The organism is Legionella bononiensis (genome assembly GCF_016786215.1).
Classification (GTDB): domain Bacteria; phylum Pseudomonadota; class Gammaproteobacteria; order Legionellales; family Legionellaceae; genus Legionella; species Legionella bononiensis.
This window is the reverse complement of the sequence record NZ_JADOBG010000012.1, coordinates 307542-323528: the sequence shown is the minus strand read 5'-3', so window position 1 is coordinate 323528 and position 15987 is coordinate 307542. Positions and strand designations below refer to the sequence as shown.

The window sequence follows — 15987 nt, the reverse complement described above, 5'->3', positions numbered from 1 at the left end:
TTGTTTACTCAAATCGCCTATGAGATGCTCACTGCGTCTCATATAGGCTATTAATGGCTAATACAGCTTATTAGGCCACTCTTCTCTATAAAGCAGTATGAACCGTTTTATAACTTCGACTATTGGAATCAGTATGTAACCAAAAGACGGTTCTGATATAGAAACTCTTATTAAGCAAGCTAATGCAGCTCTATATGAAGTGAAATGCAAAAGTAAACACGGACATCCTGATGGCCGAGCCTCAATGTGGGTGCGCAATTTTTTTTCAATTTTATGGAGTTATAAAGGGGTGTATGATAAATTAGATTAATTTCCTATCAATACTCATTGTATCATGACTCGATTTTTTAAACTCAATCCTCCAACAAAACAACTTTTAGAATGTGATATTTCGGAGGGTGCTGAATTTATTGAAATTTATCGGAATTGGGAAGCTTTTGCTATTCCAATGGTACTGGGGTTAAAAGATGCCGTAAGCAAATATACCAATAGATTTGAAGCTAATGGAGACTCTTACTCGGTGATCGCGCCGTCAATATGGCTTGCCTTGTTTGAACATAATGTAAAATATTGCCCACCCCAGGAAGCAGAACTTCTCTCTCAAGCAACCTTAGCTATGCGCCCATGCTGATTAGATTTATTGTTCTTGTGTTTCAGGATGTATTTACACTTTAAGCTTGAATCTAATGTACCTCTCACTCCTCGCTTTTCACAAAATTATTTGTTCCAGATGCGTGCACAGTAGTGTATTCAGGTGATCTTTGATTGCATTCGAGTTCATGTATTTGTCAGTTATTTATACGTTACAATTCCTGCTTCCAACCTGTGAATTTATTCCATTTTTACCGTGGGGAAATTACACAACGGAACGTTAGTGTGATCATTGAATTTTTGTCTTTTTGTCTTATAAATAACAAGTATCTAATAAATGAAGAGTGGAAAACTCCCTCATTACAACACTGCATCGACTTGTAACGTTGGAATTAATCAGGAGGAAGATAAGGACATATGGATGTATTAATCCATATGTCCTTAAGAGAAATGACTATTTTTCAGAAGGTTCTTTAGCTAATACTGCTTCTCTTTTCTTGTTCCCTTCATTTTTGACAACAGCAGAACGGTTACCTTGTTGACCAGCCTGATTTTGACCAGACTGAGTTTGCTGGTTCGGGTTGGTTCTTTTCCTTTGTTGATTCGGATTGGTTGTTCCGCCGAGATTTGCAGGATTGGTACGTTGTTGCTGATTGCCACTTGGACGACGTCTACGGTTAGGATTATTTTGTTGTCGTCGTTCACCACCTTGTCCCTTGGGAACTTGTCTGGATTGATTGTTATGACGGGCAGGGGCTTTTTTAGATTGGTCCAATGTGGTTGGAGCCGATTCGCTATGTCCACCAAACAAACTGGTCCATAAACGTTTTATAAAACTGTTTTGTGGGTGTTTTCTGGTTTGATGTTCAGTAAATGATTTAACTGCCGGTTCATCATGAACTGCTGCTTCCTTATCGCTGCTGGAAACTTGTAATTCGGGTTGTTGGATTAATGTGTAACTTGGCTTTTTGGATTTACCAACATTATCTTCTTTTAATCGGGTTATAGAATATTGTGGTGATTGCAGGTACGGATTAGCAATAATCACTACGCTGACGCTGTGTCTTTTTTCTATATCTCTGATGAAATCGCGTTTTTCATTCATAATGAACGTAGCCATTTCAGCAGGGAGCTGTACTTGAATTTCAGCGGTCTTTTCTTTTAAAGCTTCTTCTTCAATCAAGCGAGTTATGGATAACCCGTGTGATTGAATATTACGAACAGTACCACGACCTTCACAACGCGGACAAATTTCCTGCGCGGTTTCTCCCAGAGACAATCTCAAACGTTGACGTGACATTTCCAGCAGGCCAAAGCGGGAAATTCTTCCAACCTGAATGCGTGCTCTATCCGCTTGTAATGCTTCTTTCAGGCGATTTTCAACATCTCTCTGGTTTTTGCTTGAACTCATATCAATGAAATCAATAACAACCAGACCACCCAAATCACGCAGACGTAATTGGCGAGCGATTTCATCAGCTGCTTCGAGGTTCGTGTTCAAAGCGGTTGCTTCAATATCAGAACCGCCTGTGGCTTTAGCGGAGTTAATATCAATAGACACCAGAGCTTCAGTTCTATCAATGACTAATGCACCACCAGAAGGCAACATAACCTGCCGTTGATAAGCCGTTTCAATTTGGCTTTCTATTTGATAAAAGTTAAATAAAGGAATGCTGCTGTTATACAATTTCAAATTGGGCAGAAATTCCGGTTTTACTCGTTCAATATATTGCTTGGCTTTGATATAGGAAATTTGATCATCAATTATGATTTCACTAATTGATTTTCTTAAGTTATCGCGAATTGAACGAATAATGACATCGCCTTCCTGGTGAATCAAGCAGGGAGCAAGCTCGGAATTATAGGCTTGTTTGATGGATTGCCATTGATTGCAGAGCATGTTCAGATCGTCTTGCAGCTCTTCCTGACTTTTTCCAACGCCTGCTGTACGGATTATCAATCCCATATCGTCAGGTAGCGTTAACGCGTTTAATGTTTCACGCAATTCATCTCGTTCTTCGCCTTCGATCCGTCTTGAGATTCCACCAGAGCGTGGGTTGTTAGGCATTAGAACTAGATAACACCCGGCAAGAGTAATAAACGTAGTGAGCGCGGCGCCTTTATTTCCTCGTTCTTCTTTATCTACCTGAATCAGGAGTTCCTGACCTTCGCGTATTAATGTGGTAATGGGTGGTTTATCATCACCAAAATCATCCGGGTTTCTGCTCAAATATTCAGGAGCGATTTCTTTTAAAGGTAAGAAACCTTGACGTTTTGATCCGTATTCGACAAAAACTGCATCAAGACTTGGTTCTCGTCTTGTGACAATGGCTTTGTATATATTACCTTTTTTCTTAACTTCACCAGGACATTCTATATCCAGGTCAAATAAATGATTGTCTTTAATAAGTGCAACACGAACTTCTTCAGTTTGCATTGCGTTAATTAACATTTTTTCCATCTGTAACCCCATATTTAGGGCGCAGGCATTTAAGTTGAGATAGTGTAAGGCTCTATTTAGGACTGTTTTCACTTCTTCCAGAATGAGCCATGATGTTGATTAACAGTGTTCTGTAAAACCCATGCCCTTCTGCATGCCGCTTTACGGTACTTGAAAATCAATGTCCTGGCATTCATCCTTGTGAATTGAGAACAGTTCCTACCCAAATAGTCCAATGGAGTGCCTAAACAACACTCTCTTTGAACGATAATTGGCATGATCTTTAAGCTGACCCATGACCTTGTGGACAGACCGTACGCATGTTACCTGGATAATCAAAGGTGCACACTGTGAAATATACCGTTTACTTATTAAGTGGGTTGAAATAAGAAGCCTTTTTATGAGGCGTGTGGAAGCCCGGAAATAATTCGTATTGGGTATAAAGCATGTCTGGCATGCGCAGGTATCTGTCGAAATAGTAATCAATTTAGCTCTGGTATTGGGTCGCTTCCTTATATCTTCGACTTAAATGGAAGCGCATCTTGTTTTTCCTTAAGCATCAATCTTCTCATCTTCAATGAGTAAATAAACCTGATTTTAATACTTTTGGTTTAAGTCGCGATTAAAATTCAAGCCATTTATTTCATCTGGATCGATACTTCTTGTGTTGGATTTGTTATCAAATTAGCTAAAACAATAATAATCAGGTAATTTTTTATGCTATGATGATAAAAAATTCATGTGATTACATGTATTTTAGTGAGTTAATTACAAATCTTTGTCGATTATTAATCGACTATTAAACTTTTTTTCTGTTTATGCGTTATAATTCGGTCGCTAGGGAATTTTCCCACGCGATGTATAATCATATCAAAAAATTCACGCCCAGCAAACAGGTTTATTGACAATGAGTGAAGTTAGCTATAAAGAAATAGGCAATGAAGAAGAGGGGCAGCGTTTAGATAATTATTTAATTCGCATTTTAAAAGGTGTTCCTAAAAGTCATATTTATCGAATTATTAGAGGCGGTGAAGTCAGAATCAATAAAAAAAGATCCCAGGCCAGCTCTCGATTGCATGCAGGGGATATCGTACGAATTCCTCCAATACGCACATCGGACTCCAAAGAAGTATTCGTTGGTGATGCTCTGGCAAAGCGACTTAATGAATGCATCATTTTTGAAGATCCCTGCCTTTTGGTTATTAATAAGCCAGCAGGTATTGCGGTACATGGTGGAAGCGGATTGAGTCTGGGAGTTATCGAAGCGTTAAGAAAAACCAGACCCGATTTGCCCTATCTGGAATTAGTTCATCGTTTGGACAAAGATACTTCTGGTTGTCTTTTGCTGGCTAAAAAGAGAAGTACCTTAAGATCCATACAAGCTCTGCTTGAAGCGCGTGAAATCCAAAAAACGTACTGGGCTTTGTTAACCCATCCCTGGGAAGGTAACAAGAAAATTACTGTTAATGCGGCGCTTGAAAAGAATACCTTAAAATCGGGTGAGCGAATGGTTTTGGTTAAAGAAGATGGAAAAGCTTCTGAAACGGATTTTAAATTATTGGAAAATTACAAGCAGGCCTGTTGGGTTGAAGCCAGCCCTAAAACAGGACGTACTCACCAGATCCGCGTCCATAGTGCCTATCTCGGACATGTAATTGTAGGGGATGAAAAGTACGGATCACTTGCAGGCGAGGTCGAAGGAATAGATAATCAACACAATCGTCTTTATTTACATGCTCGAGCCATTCAATTTACTTTGAATGGTACCAAGCAGCTTTTTCAGGCTAATGTAGATGATCGATTTGCTAATACACTAAAACATTTGCGTGCAAGGAGCTTAGTGAGCAATGAGTAATCCATATCAACTGGTCGTTTTTGACTGGGAAGGCACAATTGCAGACACCCTGGGACTTATATTACATACAGTGGCCCATGAGGCCAATGTACTTGGATTTGGAGACTTTGATCCGTATCAGGCCAGAAAATATGTGGATTTGGGCTTAATACATGCCTTAAAGAAGCTATTTCCACACTTATCGAGTGAACAACAGGAGCAATTGGTGCAAGCTGTACAACATGCCATGATTACTCGACCAACAGAAGTCTGTTTACTTCCTGGAGCTTTGGAGTTTATACAGAAGTTGAATCTGGCAAAAATTGATATAGCTATTGCAACAAATAAAGGACAACATTCGTTACTCAGGGCTCTTCAAGCCACTGGACTTGATGCCTATTTCAAGGTAACCCGTTCCGCAGGGCAGGTTCCGGCCAAACCCTGTCCGCAAATGTTGGAAGAAATTATGGAAGAATTTGGCAGAGATGCAGCTTCAACGTTAATGATAGGCGACTCCGCTATGGATATGGAAATGGCAACCAGTATCAATGTTGCTGCTATTGGGGTGGATTTTTACCATCAACAAGAAGACGCCCTTAAAACGGCTGGTGCCCTGGCAGTATTTGATGATTATAAGCTATTGGCAGACTATTTAAAGTTGCCAAATATGGAATAGGGAGTAGTAATTAATGAGTACATTAACCAGTTTGCCTAATTTATTAACTTTGTTGCGCATAATTCTTATTCCGGTATTTATTATCGTTTTTTATCTGCCTTTTAAATGCGCTAATGCTATTGCCGCGGGAATTTTTGCGGCAGCCTCTTTTACCGATTGGCTGGATGGTTATCTGGCCCGCAAATTGAAAATGATGTCGCCGTTTGGCGCTTTTTTGGATCCGGTTGCCGATAAATTATTAGTATCAACCAGTTTACTATTACTGGTTGGTGCGAAGGATATCAATTACATTACTATACCCGCCATAGTCATTGTAGGTCGTGAGATCGTTATTTCGGGGTTAAGGGAGTGGATGGCTGAAATCGGACGACGTGCGAGCGTTACAGTAGGTTATATCGGTAAAGTCAAAACAACTTTTCAAATGATAGCATTAATTTTGTTGCTGGCATTTAATCCCGTTAATTCCTGGTGGGGAAGTATTGGTTTTATTCTTCTGTATGTGTCCGCAATTTTAACTATTTGGTCGATGGTTATTTATTTGGCCATCGCTTGGCCAGACTTAATGAAAAAAAATTAAGTTAGTTGTTGACAGGGTGTGAATTTTCGGTAAAATCACTCCCCGTAGAGACGCGGGAATAGCTCAGTTGGTAGAGCACAACCTTGCCAAGGTTGGGGTCGCGAGTTCGAGTCTCGTTTCCCGCTCCAAATTAAAGCGACGACAAAGTCGCTTTTTTTTTAGAGCTTTAGAGATACAAATGGGGCTGTGTGGCAGAGTGGTCATGCAGCGGCCTGCAAAGCCGTGTACGCCGGTTCGATTCCGGCCTCAGCCTCCACAACACACCGTATGCCCAGGTGGCGAAACAGGTAGACGCAAGGGACTTAAAATCCCTCGGTGGTAACACCATGCCGGTTCGATTCCGGCCCCGGGCACCAATTATTGATTCTTTCCTATTTAAGGGGAACGTTTCAATATCCTTTAAAGAATTCATAAACCAAGCTCACCAATTTAAAAATGATCTAATCCAGAAGCCTTTTTGTAAGAGCATTGAAAGCCCCTTTTTTTTATCGATGCATATAGCGCTCATCTTGCTCAGAGTAGTCCTTTATCCCCAACTTTTTTCCCGCGAAAAGGGAATATCACATTATTCTAATTTCTTGCGCGGGAGAGGGAGCTAATTTATGCTATCTTGATTGAAAAAGATAAAACCAGTTTATGGCTCATAGAGCTAACATCTCATTCGATAGGATATTCAATTTTATGTCTTTTGATAAAATAGTTTGTGTAGGAAAAAATTATCTTGACCATGCTAAAGAACTTGGAGATCCAGTACCAGAAAAACCCGTATTGTTTCTAAAGCCAGGAAGTGTTCTTAAACAAGCCTCCAGCTGGGGTGAACAAATACACCTTGATTTTCCTGTTGAAGACACTGCAGTTCAGCCAGAATGTGAAATTGTGTTACGCGTTGCTCATGATGGGTATAGAATGACATCTGAAGAAGCTAAAAATGCTGTTTCAGACCTTACTCTTGGTCTGGATATGACTTTAAGAACACGCCAGTCTGATTTAAAAAAACAGGGCCATCCTTGGACTACCGCAAAAGTATTTAAAGATGCTGCTATTCTGGGTCCCTGGATTCCCTATCATCAATTTCATGATTATATGGAGACAGAATTTCAGTTGCTTATTGACGGTACTCTCAGGCAACGTGCCAGAGGTGCAGATATGATGATGCAACCAGAAGATTTATTAGTTTATATTAGCCATTTTTTCCCCTTAAAGTCAGGAGATGTTATTTATACAGGAACTCCCGCGGGAGTGACTTCAATATCCAGAAATACTGTAGCTGAAGTACGCTGGCACAACTATTTCTACAGTGTAAAATGGGAGTAGTGCTTCAGAATGTATTGAGTGTATCTGAATGCCTTAATACATCTATTCAGATCAGAACATCAGTAATTTATAACCAAATCACGAAGTATCGTCATCCAGAACCCAGTGAAGGATCCCCCATTTTGGCAGCGTGCCTCATTGAGGAGATCCCTCGTTACACTCGGGATGACGGTTGAGTTTCGTCATCCTGAACGCAATGAAGGATCTCCAAATACTGGCACAAAGCCACTTTCAGGAGACCCCTCATTGCATTCGGGATGACGGTTGAGTTTCGTCATCCTGAACGCAGTGAAGGATCTCCAAATGCAGGTACCGTACCACGTTCAGGAGATCCCTCGTTACACTCGGGATGACGGTTGAGTTTCGTCATCCTGAATGCAATGAAGGATCTCCAAATACTGGCACAAAGCCACTTTCAGGAGATCCCTCACTGCATTCGGGATGACGGTTGAGATTCGTCATCCTGAATGCAATGAAGGATCTCCAAATACTGGCAAAAAGCCACTTTCAGGAGATCCCTCACTGCATTCGGGATGACGGTTGAGATTCGTCATCCTGAACGCAATGAAGGATCTCCAAATACTGGCACAAAGCCACTTTCAGGAGATCCCTCATTGCATTCGGGATGACGGTTGAGTTTCGTCATCCTGAACGCAGTGAAGGATCTCCAAATACTGGCACAAAGCCACTTTCAGGAGATCCCTCATTGCATTCGGGATGACGTTTCTCCGTGAGATTGAGAAATTACGAAAATCACTTCTAAGTTATTTTTACTTCATGAATTTGTTAATTGCCTGAGTTGATTTGAAATACAGGCGTTTTATTTTGATCAGATATTAATGCAACAAGATCAGCATATTCCCGCTCACTCAGAATTTTAACTCGCTCATGGATGCTCAAATCATTCCAATAAGTTTGCGTACTAATATGTATTTCTTCTTTAAATCGTATCGTTCGGGAATTTTCTGATAACTTTGCTACTAATTTTGGGTTAAGTTCTCTGAGATCATGATAGTTCATTTTTACCAGCGAACGTAAATGTTCTGGAATAGGGGTAATGACCAGTCTCAGATGATTCTGGTGTAATTCATAAGGTAAATGAGGACTTTGTTCTCTGAATTTATCGTAGGTCAGGTTATCGTCCCATGTTTTTCCAGCAATCAGAATGGTTTGTTCTGAAATATCAAACCCTTTTTTCTTTTGGATTAATTTTTTAATATCCAAGCAGGTCACAGTTCTGCTGTTTTCGATAGTGATGCCAATGGATTGTCCCATTAAGGTTTTTAAAAAAATATGCATGATCAATGCCCCTTAATTAAGACGTCTAATGTTAAAACAGGCTTGTTCTAATTATAATACAATAAAAAGTGTGTTGATTGGTAAAAGTTAATTTTGATTAGAATTTTTTCAAATCGAATAAATTTTAAAAATATGTGGTCGAAGTTGATTTAAACACCCTTATTCAATATTCACTTTGCTTCGATTGGGGAGCGTAAGTCCTGACGGCAGAAATCTATCTGATATAGAATAAATAAATTAAAAAAATCCCGGGTATAGTCTCTAATACCCGGATTGTGATGTAGTAATCTGAACGAGGTTTTTATTAAGCGGTTGGTGCTGAATTATTAATGTCGTTTTCAATGTCATCCAATAGTTCGGATGACTTTGTTTTATGAACAAAAAAGAAAGAATGGTTCATTGCGAGGTTAATTGCGCCTTTTATTACCAGTCCTATTCCCAAAGTTAAAATTCCCAATGCAAAATTAACTAAAAATTCTGACCATCCCCTGTGTTTGTCCAATTTGGTATGAGCAGTATCGATCAGTGCTTTACATGATTGTTCAAATTGTTCGTATGTTTGAGGCTTAGGATTGCTAAAATAAAGATCTCCTGCTCTTGCAATTTCTGTATGTAGCGTATTCGCAGCGTTCCATGCTTTGTCTAATTCATCAAATTTCACAGGATTAGATATTTTTTCATTTCGGCGTTTTGCAAGGTCATCCATCTTATCCTTAAGTGAATCAAGATGTTTTTGAAAGCTCTGTTTCGCTTCAAGTAACTTCATTGGTTGAAGTCTATCTTGTCTCAATTTCGTTTCTCTCTGCGATTCTTCGCTTCTATCTAGTATGCTGTTGTGTAGAGGAGTGGGCTTTGCTGTCGGTTTCAGCGCCAATTGCTCGCTTGCACGCTGATTTCGTTCTTCCTCTTCTTGCGCTAAACGTTCTTCATCCTGCAAATGTCTGGCTAATTGTTCAGTGGTGTCTGGATCGTGGTCAATCTGTTCAACGTTTTGATGCTCCGATTCCATTGCCAGCCTTTGCGCCAATTGCTCGCTTGCACGCTGATTTCGTTCTTCCTCTTCTTGTGCTAAACGTTCTTCATCCTGCAACTGCTTGACTAATTGTTCACTGGTGTCTGGATCGTGGTCAATCTGTTCAACGTTTTGATGCTCCGATTCCATTGCCAGCCTTTGTGCCAATTGCTCGCTTGCACGCTGATTTCGTTCTTCCTCTTCTTGTGCTAAACGTTCTTCATCCTGCAACTGTCTGGCTAATTGTTCACTGGTGTCCTCGATAGTGTTTTCGTGGAGCAGGTTATGAAGTTCCTCTTCTTCTGCCAGTTCTCGTGCCAATTGCTCACTTGCACGTTGATTCTTTTCTTCATTTTCGAATCGTTCTATGTCTCGCAATATTTGAGCTAATTCTTCATTAGATAAAAGTTCTTCATCCCGAGTTTTTTCAGGCTCCACAGGAAATAAGGTCTGAGGTACAGGGACTCTAAGCTGTTTGAGTACCTGTTGTTCTTCTTCATTCAATTGGGGTTTAAATTCATCAAGAGCTCTAATCCAGCGCTCAAAAATTTGATAGGGTTCAACTTCTACAAATTCGTATTGTTCAATAAATCGACGAGTAATTTCGGATAAACCGTTCCCAAGTAACCTGACTGCATAAACTTTGGGGACGGAATTAATATTACTAATGTATTTTAGTATCTGAGTTGCCGCGATATTAATTTCTGCAAACTCATATTCAAGTTGTACTGACTCATTGTGTTCTTCCAAAGTTCTTGCATTGATTTGAATATGTTTTTTTAATAACTCAAAACCAAAAGGGTTGACCCCTGTATTTTCACCCAGAAGTTGAATGACTCCATTCAGTTGGGTATCGTCGTGGTTTTGAACATTAAGACTTTCCTGGCCTTTATCCGTTCTTTCCCAGTGACCACCAGCTTGAGCGCCATCCAATCCTCCTTGGTGAAAGATATGAACTGTGGCCAACTCATGAGGAGTTTCAAAATTAGTGACTTTTCCTTCCTGGGGATGATAAGTCAAACTTAAACCTAAATCTTTGCTGACGTATTTATAAACTTCATCAGGCGCCAAACTTGCATAACGACTGGTATGGGGTTGTATCTCCGTCATGCTGTTGATGTATTCTTCGGTTGTCATGTCGTTCGTCATCGCTACGCCGGGAACAAATTCATCCTGAGACATGGGATCCTTCATCAACGAACGTAATACAGGGCCTAATATGATTTGGATATCAAAGGCATTATAGCAACTTAAAATACCTGCGAACTTATTCCAGGTAAATTCAGAGGGATCAAATCCATAAAAAGCTGCGAATTTATTTTTTAAATTAATGTACCCTGCTCTATGCTGGTTATTATAATGTTCATTCTCTCCAAATTTTAGAATTTCATCTTTTATTTCAGGCGTAAGAGCATGTAATGGACAGTTATTTAAAACAGCTGAAAGCTTGGGAAAAGGCATTGATTGGACTCCAATTTTATATAGATCAATTATAAGTTATTTTAGTTAAGGAATTATTAAGGAATCATTATAAAACAGGTGTTGAAGGAGCGGGATGGCTTCATTGTCAAGTTTCATAGATTATTAGCTTTAATTTGGATAGTTCTACTGAATTTTGTTTAGAATTCGGGATATTTGATAATAAATAATGGATCTTCATATTGGGTATATCCCCTGGCTCAGTTTTTATCTACAATAGAACTTTAAACTAATTTAAAGTAAATATGTATAAACCATTGGCTCTTTTTATAGGGTTACGCTACACCAGATCACGAAAGAAAAATCATTTTGTCTCTTTTATATCGTTAAGCTCCATGTTGGGTATTGGTATGGGGGTAATGGTATTGGTGACTGTTTTATCGGTCATGAATGGATTTGATCATGAAATTCATAATCGATTTTTTGGTATGGCACCAGAAATAACGGTAACCGGACCTGATGAAAAGTTAACGGATTGGCCCGCTCTTGAAAAAAAAATCAAGACCATGCCTCAGATAAAAGCGATTGCTCCCTATGTTGGAGGTCAAGGTTTGCTGACTCATGATGGGCAGGTTTTACCGATAGTGCTTACGGGTGTTTTGCCAGAAAAGGAAATTGCAGTAACTCATCTTAATGATAAATTGCTGGCTGGAGATATGAATAATCTGAAGCATTTTGGCATTATATTAGGCAAAGGTCTTGCTGATACCTTGGGTGTGATGATGGGAGATAAAGTGACCATCATGATTCCTCAGGCAACGGTTACCCCTGCAGGCATGATCCCTCGTTTTAAACGATTTACTGTGGCAGGAGTTTTTTCTGCGGGAACTGGATTTAACTTCGACACTAAACTGGCTTTTATCAATCTGGCTGATGCCCAAAAATTATTGCAGCTAGGTGACGATGTTACTGGCCTTAAAATGAAAATTGATAACGTATATCAGGCTCCTGAGCTTTCAGATCAATTATCCAGGTTATTAGGTGAAGAGTATCAGGTAGGAAATTGGACACAACAATTTGGTGCATTTTTCGAAGCAGTAAAAATGGAAAAAACCATGATGTTTCTTATTTTAATGCTTATTATTGCTGTCGCTGCTTTTAATTTGGTTTCTTCGTTAGTTATGGTAGTCAATGACAAACAGGCTGAAATTGCTATTTTAAGAACAATAGGTGCAACACCTTCTACCATACTCTGGGTCTTTATTGTTCAGGGGATGATGGTTGGAATCGTTGGTACTGGAATTGGATTGGCTGGTGGATTGATATTAGCGAAAAATGCTACAGCCATAGTCAATTGGTTACAGAACCTGTTTAACGTAAAAGTATTGTCTTCAAGTATTTATTTTGTTGATTACTTACCTTCAGAAATCTTATTCAGTGATTTATGGCATGTCTGTGTTATGGCTTTATTAATGAGTTTTGCCGCTACAATTTATCCTGCCTGGCGCGCTTCAAAAACAGTGATAGCGGAGGCTTTGCATTATGAGTGATTCTATTTTAAGTAGTAAACAATTAGTCAAATCTTATAATGACGGTGCTTCAAAAGTGGAAGTATTGAAAGGGATAGATTTGAATGTTGCGAAAGGCGATAGTGTAGCGATCATAGGCCCATCCGGTTCCGGGAAGAGTACTTTATTGCACTTGCTTGGTGGATTGGATAAACCAACCAGCGGTTCAATCTGTATTAATGATGTCAATTGGCAAAAAATTAGTGAGAAACAACGTTGCCAGTTGCGTAATCAGCGGTTAGGATTTGTATACCAATTTCATCATTTGTTACCTGAATTTACAGCGCTTGAAAATGTAGCCATGCCCTTGTTAATAGGGGGGATGCCGGTCAAGCAGGCTGAGCAAAAAGCCAGCGAGATGTTGGAGCATGTTGGGCTAAAGCCCAGAAAGGAACATAAACCCGCTCAACTTTCAGGCGGAGAACGACAACGCGTCGCGATTGCCAGAGCGTTGGTACATCAGCCTCACTGTGTTTTGGCAGATGAGCCTACAGGTAATTTGGACCAGGCAACAGCCACTAAAGTGTTTGATTTAATGCTGGATCTGAACAAGCAAATGAAAACAGCTTTGGTGATCGTAACGCATGATCAGGAAATAGCCAAGCGTATGGATAGAATTATGATATTGCATGAAGGAACTTTATCAGTACAGGATTAGTTTTATAACAAGGAGTAATAAGGATGTTAACAAAAGTTGATGGAACTGTTGAGCAAACTAGCGTTGGTATATCAGAGGATATCAAAAAGGATTTTTCGCCTGTATCCCAAAAAATCCCGGTAGGGTTTTTTTCTCATAGAAGAGAGAGATCGGTATCTGTACCATTAATCACTAAAAAGGTGGATGGATCTGATGAGGGCAAATCTACAGAACAACCTGTGAAAACCCATATACTAAAGTTTCTTACTGAAAATGAACGAAAGATGTCTGATGTTAGAGACTTTGGTTTTCCTATATTGCGCAGGACCGAAAGCAAAAAGCTTGAAGTTCCAGTAATAACGGAACTTCAGAAATCGGAACTGTCTCCAAAGTCAGATAGTGATCCGACTCAAGCTGAGTGCGAATCACCTCGTCCCTAAAATTAAATTAGTACTCTGCATGACCTGGTGTGCGTGGAAAAGGTATCACATCACGCACATTGGCCACGCCGGTAACATAACTGATCAATCGTTCAAAGCCCAGACCAAATCCTGAGTGAGGTACAGTGCCGTATCGACGCAGATCTCGATACCATTGGTAATGTTCTTTATTCAGGTTACACTCATCCATACGTTTATCCAGAATGGCTAATCGTTCTTCTCTCTGGCTTCCGCCTATAATTTCGCCTATGCCGGGTGCTAATACATCCATGGCCGCAACAGTTTTTTCGTCATCATTCAGCCTCATATAGAAGCCTTTAATTTCTTGTGGGTAATTGGTTAGAATTACAGGCTTTTTACAGTGTACTTCTGCCAGATAGCGTTCATGTTCTGATTGCAAATCAAGCCCCCAACTGACTGGAAACTCAAATTTGTGATCAGTTGTTTCGAGAATTTTGATGGCATCAGTGTATGTCATTACTTCAAAATCAGATTCTGCTATCAGTTCCAATCGTTCAATACAGCCTGGAGCGACAAACTGGTTAAAAAAGTCCATATCATCAGAACGCTCCTCAAGAACTGTTTTGCATAAATAGCGCAACATCTTTTGGCTCAACTCACAAATATCGTTCAATGTAGCAAATGCAATTTCTGGTTCTACCATCCAGAACTCAGCTAAATGACGACTCGTATTGGAGTTTTCGGCACGGAAGGTAGGACCGAAAGTGTAAACTTTAGACATGGCCATACAATAGGCTTCAAGGTTTAATTGACCAGAAACAGTAAGAAAAGTTTCTCTACCAAAAAAATCTTTGGTGAAATCTATTTGTCCTTGATCCGTTTTGGGGATATTCAACAAATCCAAGGTTGAAACACGGAACATTTCGCCTGCGCCTTCACAATCGCTGGCTGTTATAATGGGGGTGTGAATCCAGAAAAAGCCTTGTTGATCATAAAATCGATGAATGGCCTGTGCCAGACAATGGCGAATGCGGGTTACCGCGCTAATGGTATTGGTTCGTGGACGTAAATGAGCCACATCTCTTAAGAATTCCAGAGTATGTCTTTTGGCCTGTATGGGATAGCTGTCGGGATTTTCCACCCAGCCTGCAACTTCAATGTGTTCAGCCTGGATTTCAAAGAATTGACCTTTACCCTGTGAGGCAACTAATTTACCGGTAGCAATGATGGAACAACCAGCATTCAGTTTTATGACCTCTTCATGGTAATTGGATAAGCTGTCAGTGGCTACTATCTGTATTGGAGAAAAACAGGAGCCGTCATGCAAATTGATAAAGGACAAACCAACTTTTGAATCACGTCGAGTTTTCACCCAACCTCTTACCGTAACGGTTTCATCAACACTGATTTCACCATCCAGACATTGTTTTATAGTAAAGACTTCTGTCATTATGTACTCCAAAATCGATAAAAGCATATTAGGGTCTGTGGACCGTTCGCCATTTTGTTCCGGCTAGCGAAATGTAAACAGCCTAGTTTAATATGCGATGATACACTAAATAAAATCAGTGGGGGAACACTATGATGCAAAGAGTTTTACTGGTATTGCTATGTTTTTGTTCTTTTTTAGCTACTGCTGGCGATACTGTATTAAAACTGTATAGACCGTTTGGTGAAGTGATTGAGCAAGTTGCACCAGTAATTAAAAGCAAATTGGTTGGAGAATGTTTTACCCAGTCCAGGTTAATCCTGCGAGAAGACGCATGGCGTTGTCAGGCTGAGGGTAAAATTTATGATCCCTGTTTTGTAAAAGCAGGAAGTAAACCAATGGAAGCATTATGCCCACAGTCACCATGGGAAGGTGATAGTGTTCTAATTCAGGTGAGTGCCCCATTAAATAATGATAACCATTCTACTCTGGATATGTCACGTGCTTTTCCTTGGGCTATAGAACTGGCAAATGGCGAGCATTGTCAGGCGATTGAGCCTTCCGAGGTATACGATGCCATGCCGATACGTTATCGTTGCAGCAATCAAAATGTTTTAATTGGTTACCTTCAAAGATGTAAGACTGTGTGGAGCATGTTAGAGAAAACACCTCAAGGCGTAGTGACAGTTGAATTTATCAGAGCATGGTTTTAATTTGTTTCTTGCCACTTTGATCCTATATGACCCTTCGCTAATACAGGCTACCAGGCTTGTAGATAAGAGTATATTTG

Annotated in this window: 13 protein-coding genes and 3 tRNA genes; 12 read left to right on the top strand and 4 right to left on the bottom strand. The window is 39.9% G+C overall.

Going from position 1 to position 15987, the window contains the following annotated elements; translation table 11 throughout:
- The first annotated feature begins 334 nt into the window (after window positions 1-334).
- Window positions 335-631: a hypothetical protein gene (locus IZU94_RS09650; protein ID WP_203110164.1), complete on the top strand. Its 297-nt coding sequence runs from the start codon at window positions 335-337 to the stop codon at window positions 629-631.
- A 414-nt stretch (window positions 632-1045) separates the two neighbouring features.
- Here the strand turns inward: IZU94_RS09650 and IZU94_RS09645 are convergent, their stop codons facing one another.
- Window positions 1046-3052 (bottom strand): Rne/Rng family ribonuclease, encoded by a 2007-nt coding sequence (locus IZU94_RS09645; protein ID WP_203110162.1) that lies wholly within the window; start codon window positions 3050-3052, stop codon window positions 1046-1048.
- An 886-nt stretch (window positions 3053-3938) separates the two neighbouring features.
- On the opposite strand from IZU94_RS09645, the gene IZU94_RS09640 reads away from it, so the two are divergent.
- The 7 genes from IZU94_RS09640 (at window position 3939) to IZU94_RS09610 (ending at window position 7432) form a co-directional block, all read left to right on the top strand.
- Entirely contained in the window at window positions 3939-4886 is a 948-nt protein-coding gene (locus tag IZU94_RS09640; protein WP_203110160.1) for an RluA family pseudouridine synthase, read from the top strand.
- Window positions 4879-5541 (top strand): HAD family hydrolase, encoded by a 663-nt coding sequence (locus IZU94_RS09635; RefSeq protein WP_203110159.1) that lies wholly within the window; start codon window positions 4879-4881, stop codon window positions 5539-5541. The genes IZU94_RS09640 and IZU94_RS09635 overlap by 8 nt, the downstream gene beginning before the upstream one ends.
- A 13-nt stretch (window positions 5542-5554) precedes the next feature.
- Window positions 5555-6118 carry a CDP-diacylglycerol--glycerol-3-phosphate 3-phosphatidyltransferase gene (pgsA, locus tag IZU94_RS09630; RefSeq protein ID WP_203110158.1) on the top strand — a complete coding sequence of 188 codons (564 nt, stop codon included), beginning with the start codon at window positions 5555-5557 and terminating at the stop codon, window positions 6116-6118.
- Between the two features lie 52 nt (window positions 6119-6170).
- A tRNA-Gly gene (locus tag IZU94_RS09625) sits at window positions 6171-6246 on the top strand.
- 54 nt (window positions 6247-6300) lie between these two features.
- Window positions 6301-6374, top strand: a tRNA-Cys gene (locus tag IZU94_RS09620).
- Between the two features lie 13 nt (window positions 6375-6387).
- Window positions 6388-6474 (top strand) — tRNA-Leu (locus IZU94_RS09615).
- Window positions 6475-6799: 325 nt separating this feature from the next.
- Window positions 6800-7432 carry a fumarylacetoacetate hydrolase family protein gene (locus IZU94_RS09610; protein WP_203110157.1) on the top strand — a complete coding sequence of 211 codons (633 nt, stop codon included), beginning with the start codon at window positions 6800-6802 and terminating at the stop codon, window positions 7430-7432.
- Between the two features lie 786 nt (window positions 7433-8218).
- On the opposite strand, the gene IZU94_RS09605 is transcribed toward IZU94_RS09610, so the two are convergent.
- Together IZU94_RS09605 and IZU94_RS09600 are read right to left on the bottom strand one after the other, a co-directional pair.
- Window positions 8219-8731: a ubiquitin-like protein gene (locus tag IZU94_RS09605; RefSeq protein ID WP_203110156.1), complete on the bottom strand. Its 513-nt coding sequence runs from the start codon at window positions 8729-8731 to the stop codon at window positions 8219-8221.
- A gap of 304 nt (window positions 8732-9035) precedes the next feature.
- Window positions 9036-11204, bottom strand: coding sequence for a hypothetical protein (locus tag IZU94_RS09600; RefSeq protein WP_203110155.1), 2169 nt, complete (start codon window positions 11202-11204; stop codon window positions 9036-9038).
- Window positions 11205-11467: 263 nt separating this feature from the next.
- Here IZU94_RS09600 and IZU94_RS09595 point away from each other — a divergent pair, with 263 nt between their 5' ends.
- The 3 genes from IZU94_RS09595 to IZU94_RS09585 are packed head-to-tail and all read left to right on the top strand — an operon-like array spanning window position 11468 to window position 13807.
- Window positions 11468-12712: a lipoprotein-releasing ABC transporter permease subunit gene (locus tag IZU94_RS09595; protein ID WP_203110154.1), complete on the top strand. Its 1245-nt coding sequence runs from the start codon at window positions 11468-11470 to the stop codon at window positions 12710-12712.
- Window positions 12705-13388 carry a lipoprotein-releasing ABC transporter ATP-binding protein LolD gene (lolD, locus tag IZU94_RS09590; RefSeq protein WP_203110152.1) on the top strand — a complete coding sequence of 228 codons (684 nt, stop codon included), beginning with the start codon at window positions 12705-12707 and terminating at the stop codon, window positions 13386-13388. The genes IZU94_RS09595 and lolD overlap by 8 nt, the downstream gene beginning before the upstream one ends.
- Before the next feature lie 23 nt (window positions 13389-13411).
- On the top strand, window positions 13412-13807 hold the full coding sequence (locus IZU94_RS09585) for a hypothetical protein (protein WP_203110150.1): 396 nt from the start codon (window positions 13412-13414) through the stop codon (window positions 13805-13807).
- A gap of 7 nt (window positions 13808-13814) precedes the next feature.
- Here IZU94_RS09585 and asnS read toward each other — a convergent pair whose 3' ends face one another.
- Window positions 13815-15218: an asparagine--tRNA ligase gene (gene asnS, locus IZU94_RS09580; protein ID WP_203110148.1), complete on the bottom strand. Its 1404-nt coding sequence runs from the start codon at window positions 15216-15218 to the stop codon at window positions 13815-13817.
- A 131-nt stretch (window positions 15219-15349) separates the two neighbouring features.
- Here asnS and IZU94_RS09575 point away from each other — a divergent pair, with 131 nt between their 5' ends.
- Window positions 15350-15910 (top strand): hypothetical protein, encoded by a 561-nt coding sequence (locus IZU94_RS09575; protein WP_203110147.1) that lies wholly within the window; start codon window positions 15350-15352, stop codon window positions 15908-15910.
- The last annotated feature ends 77 nt before the right edge of the window (window positions 15911-15987 follow it).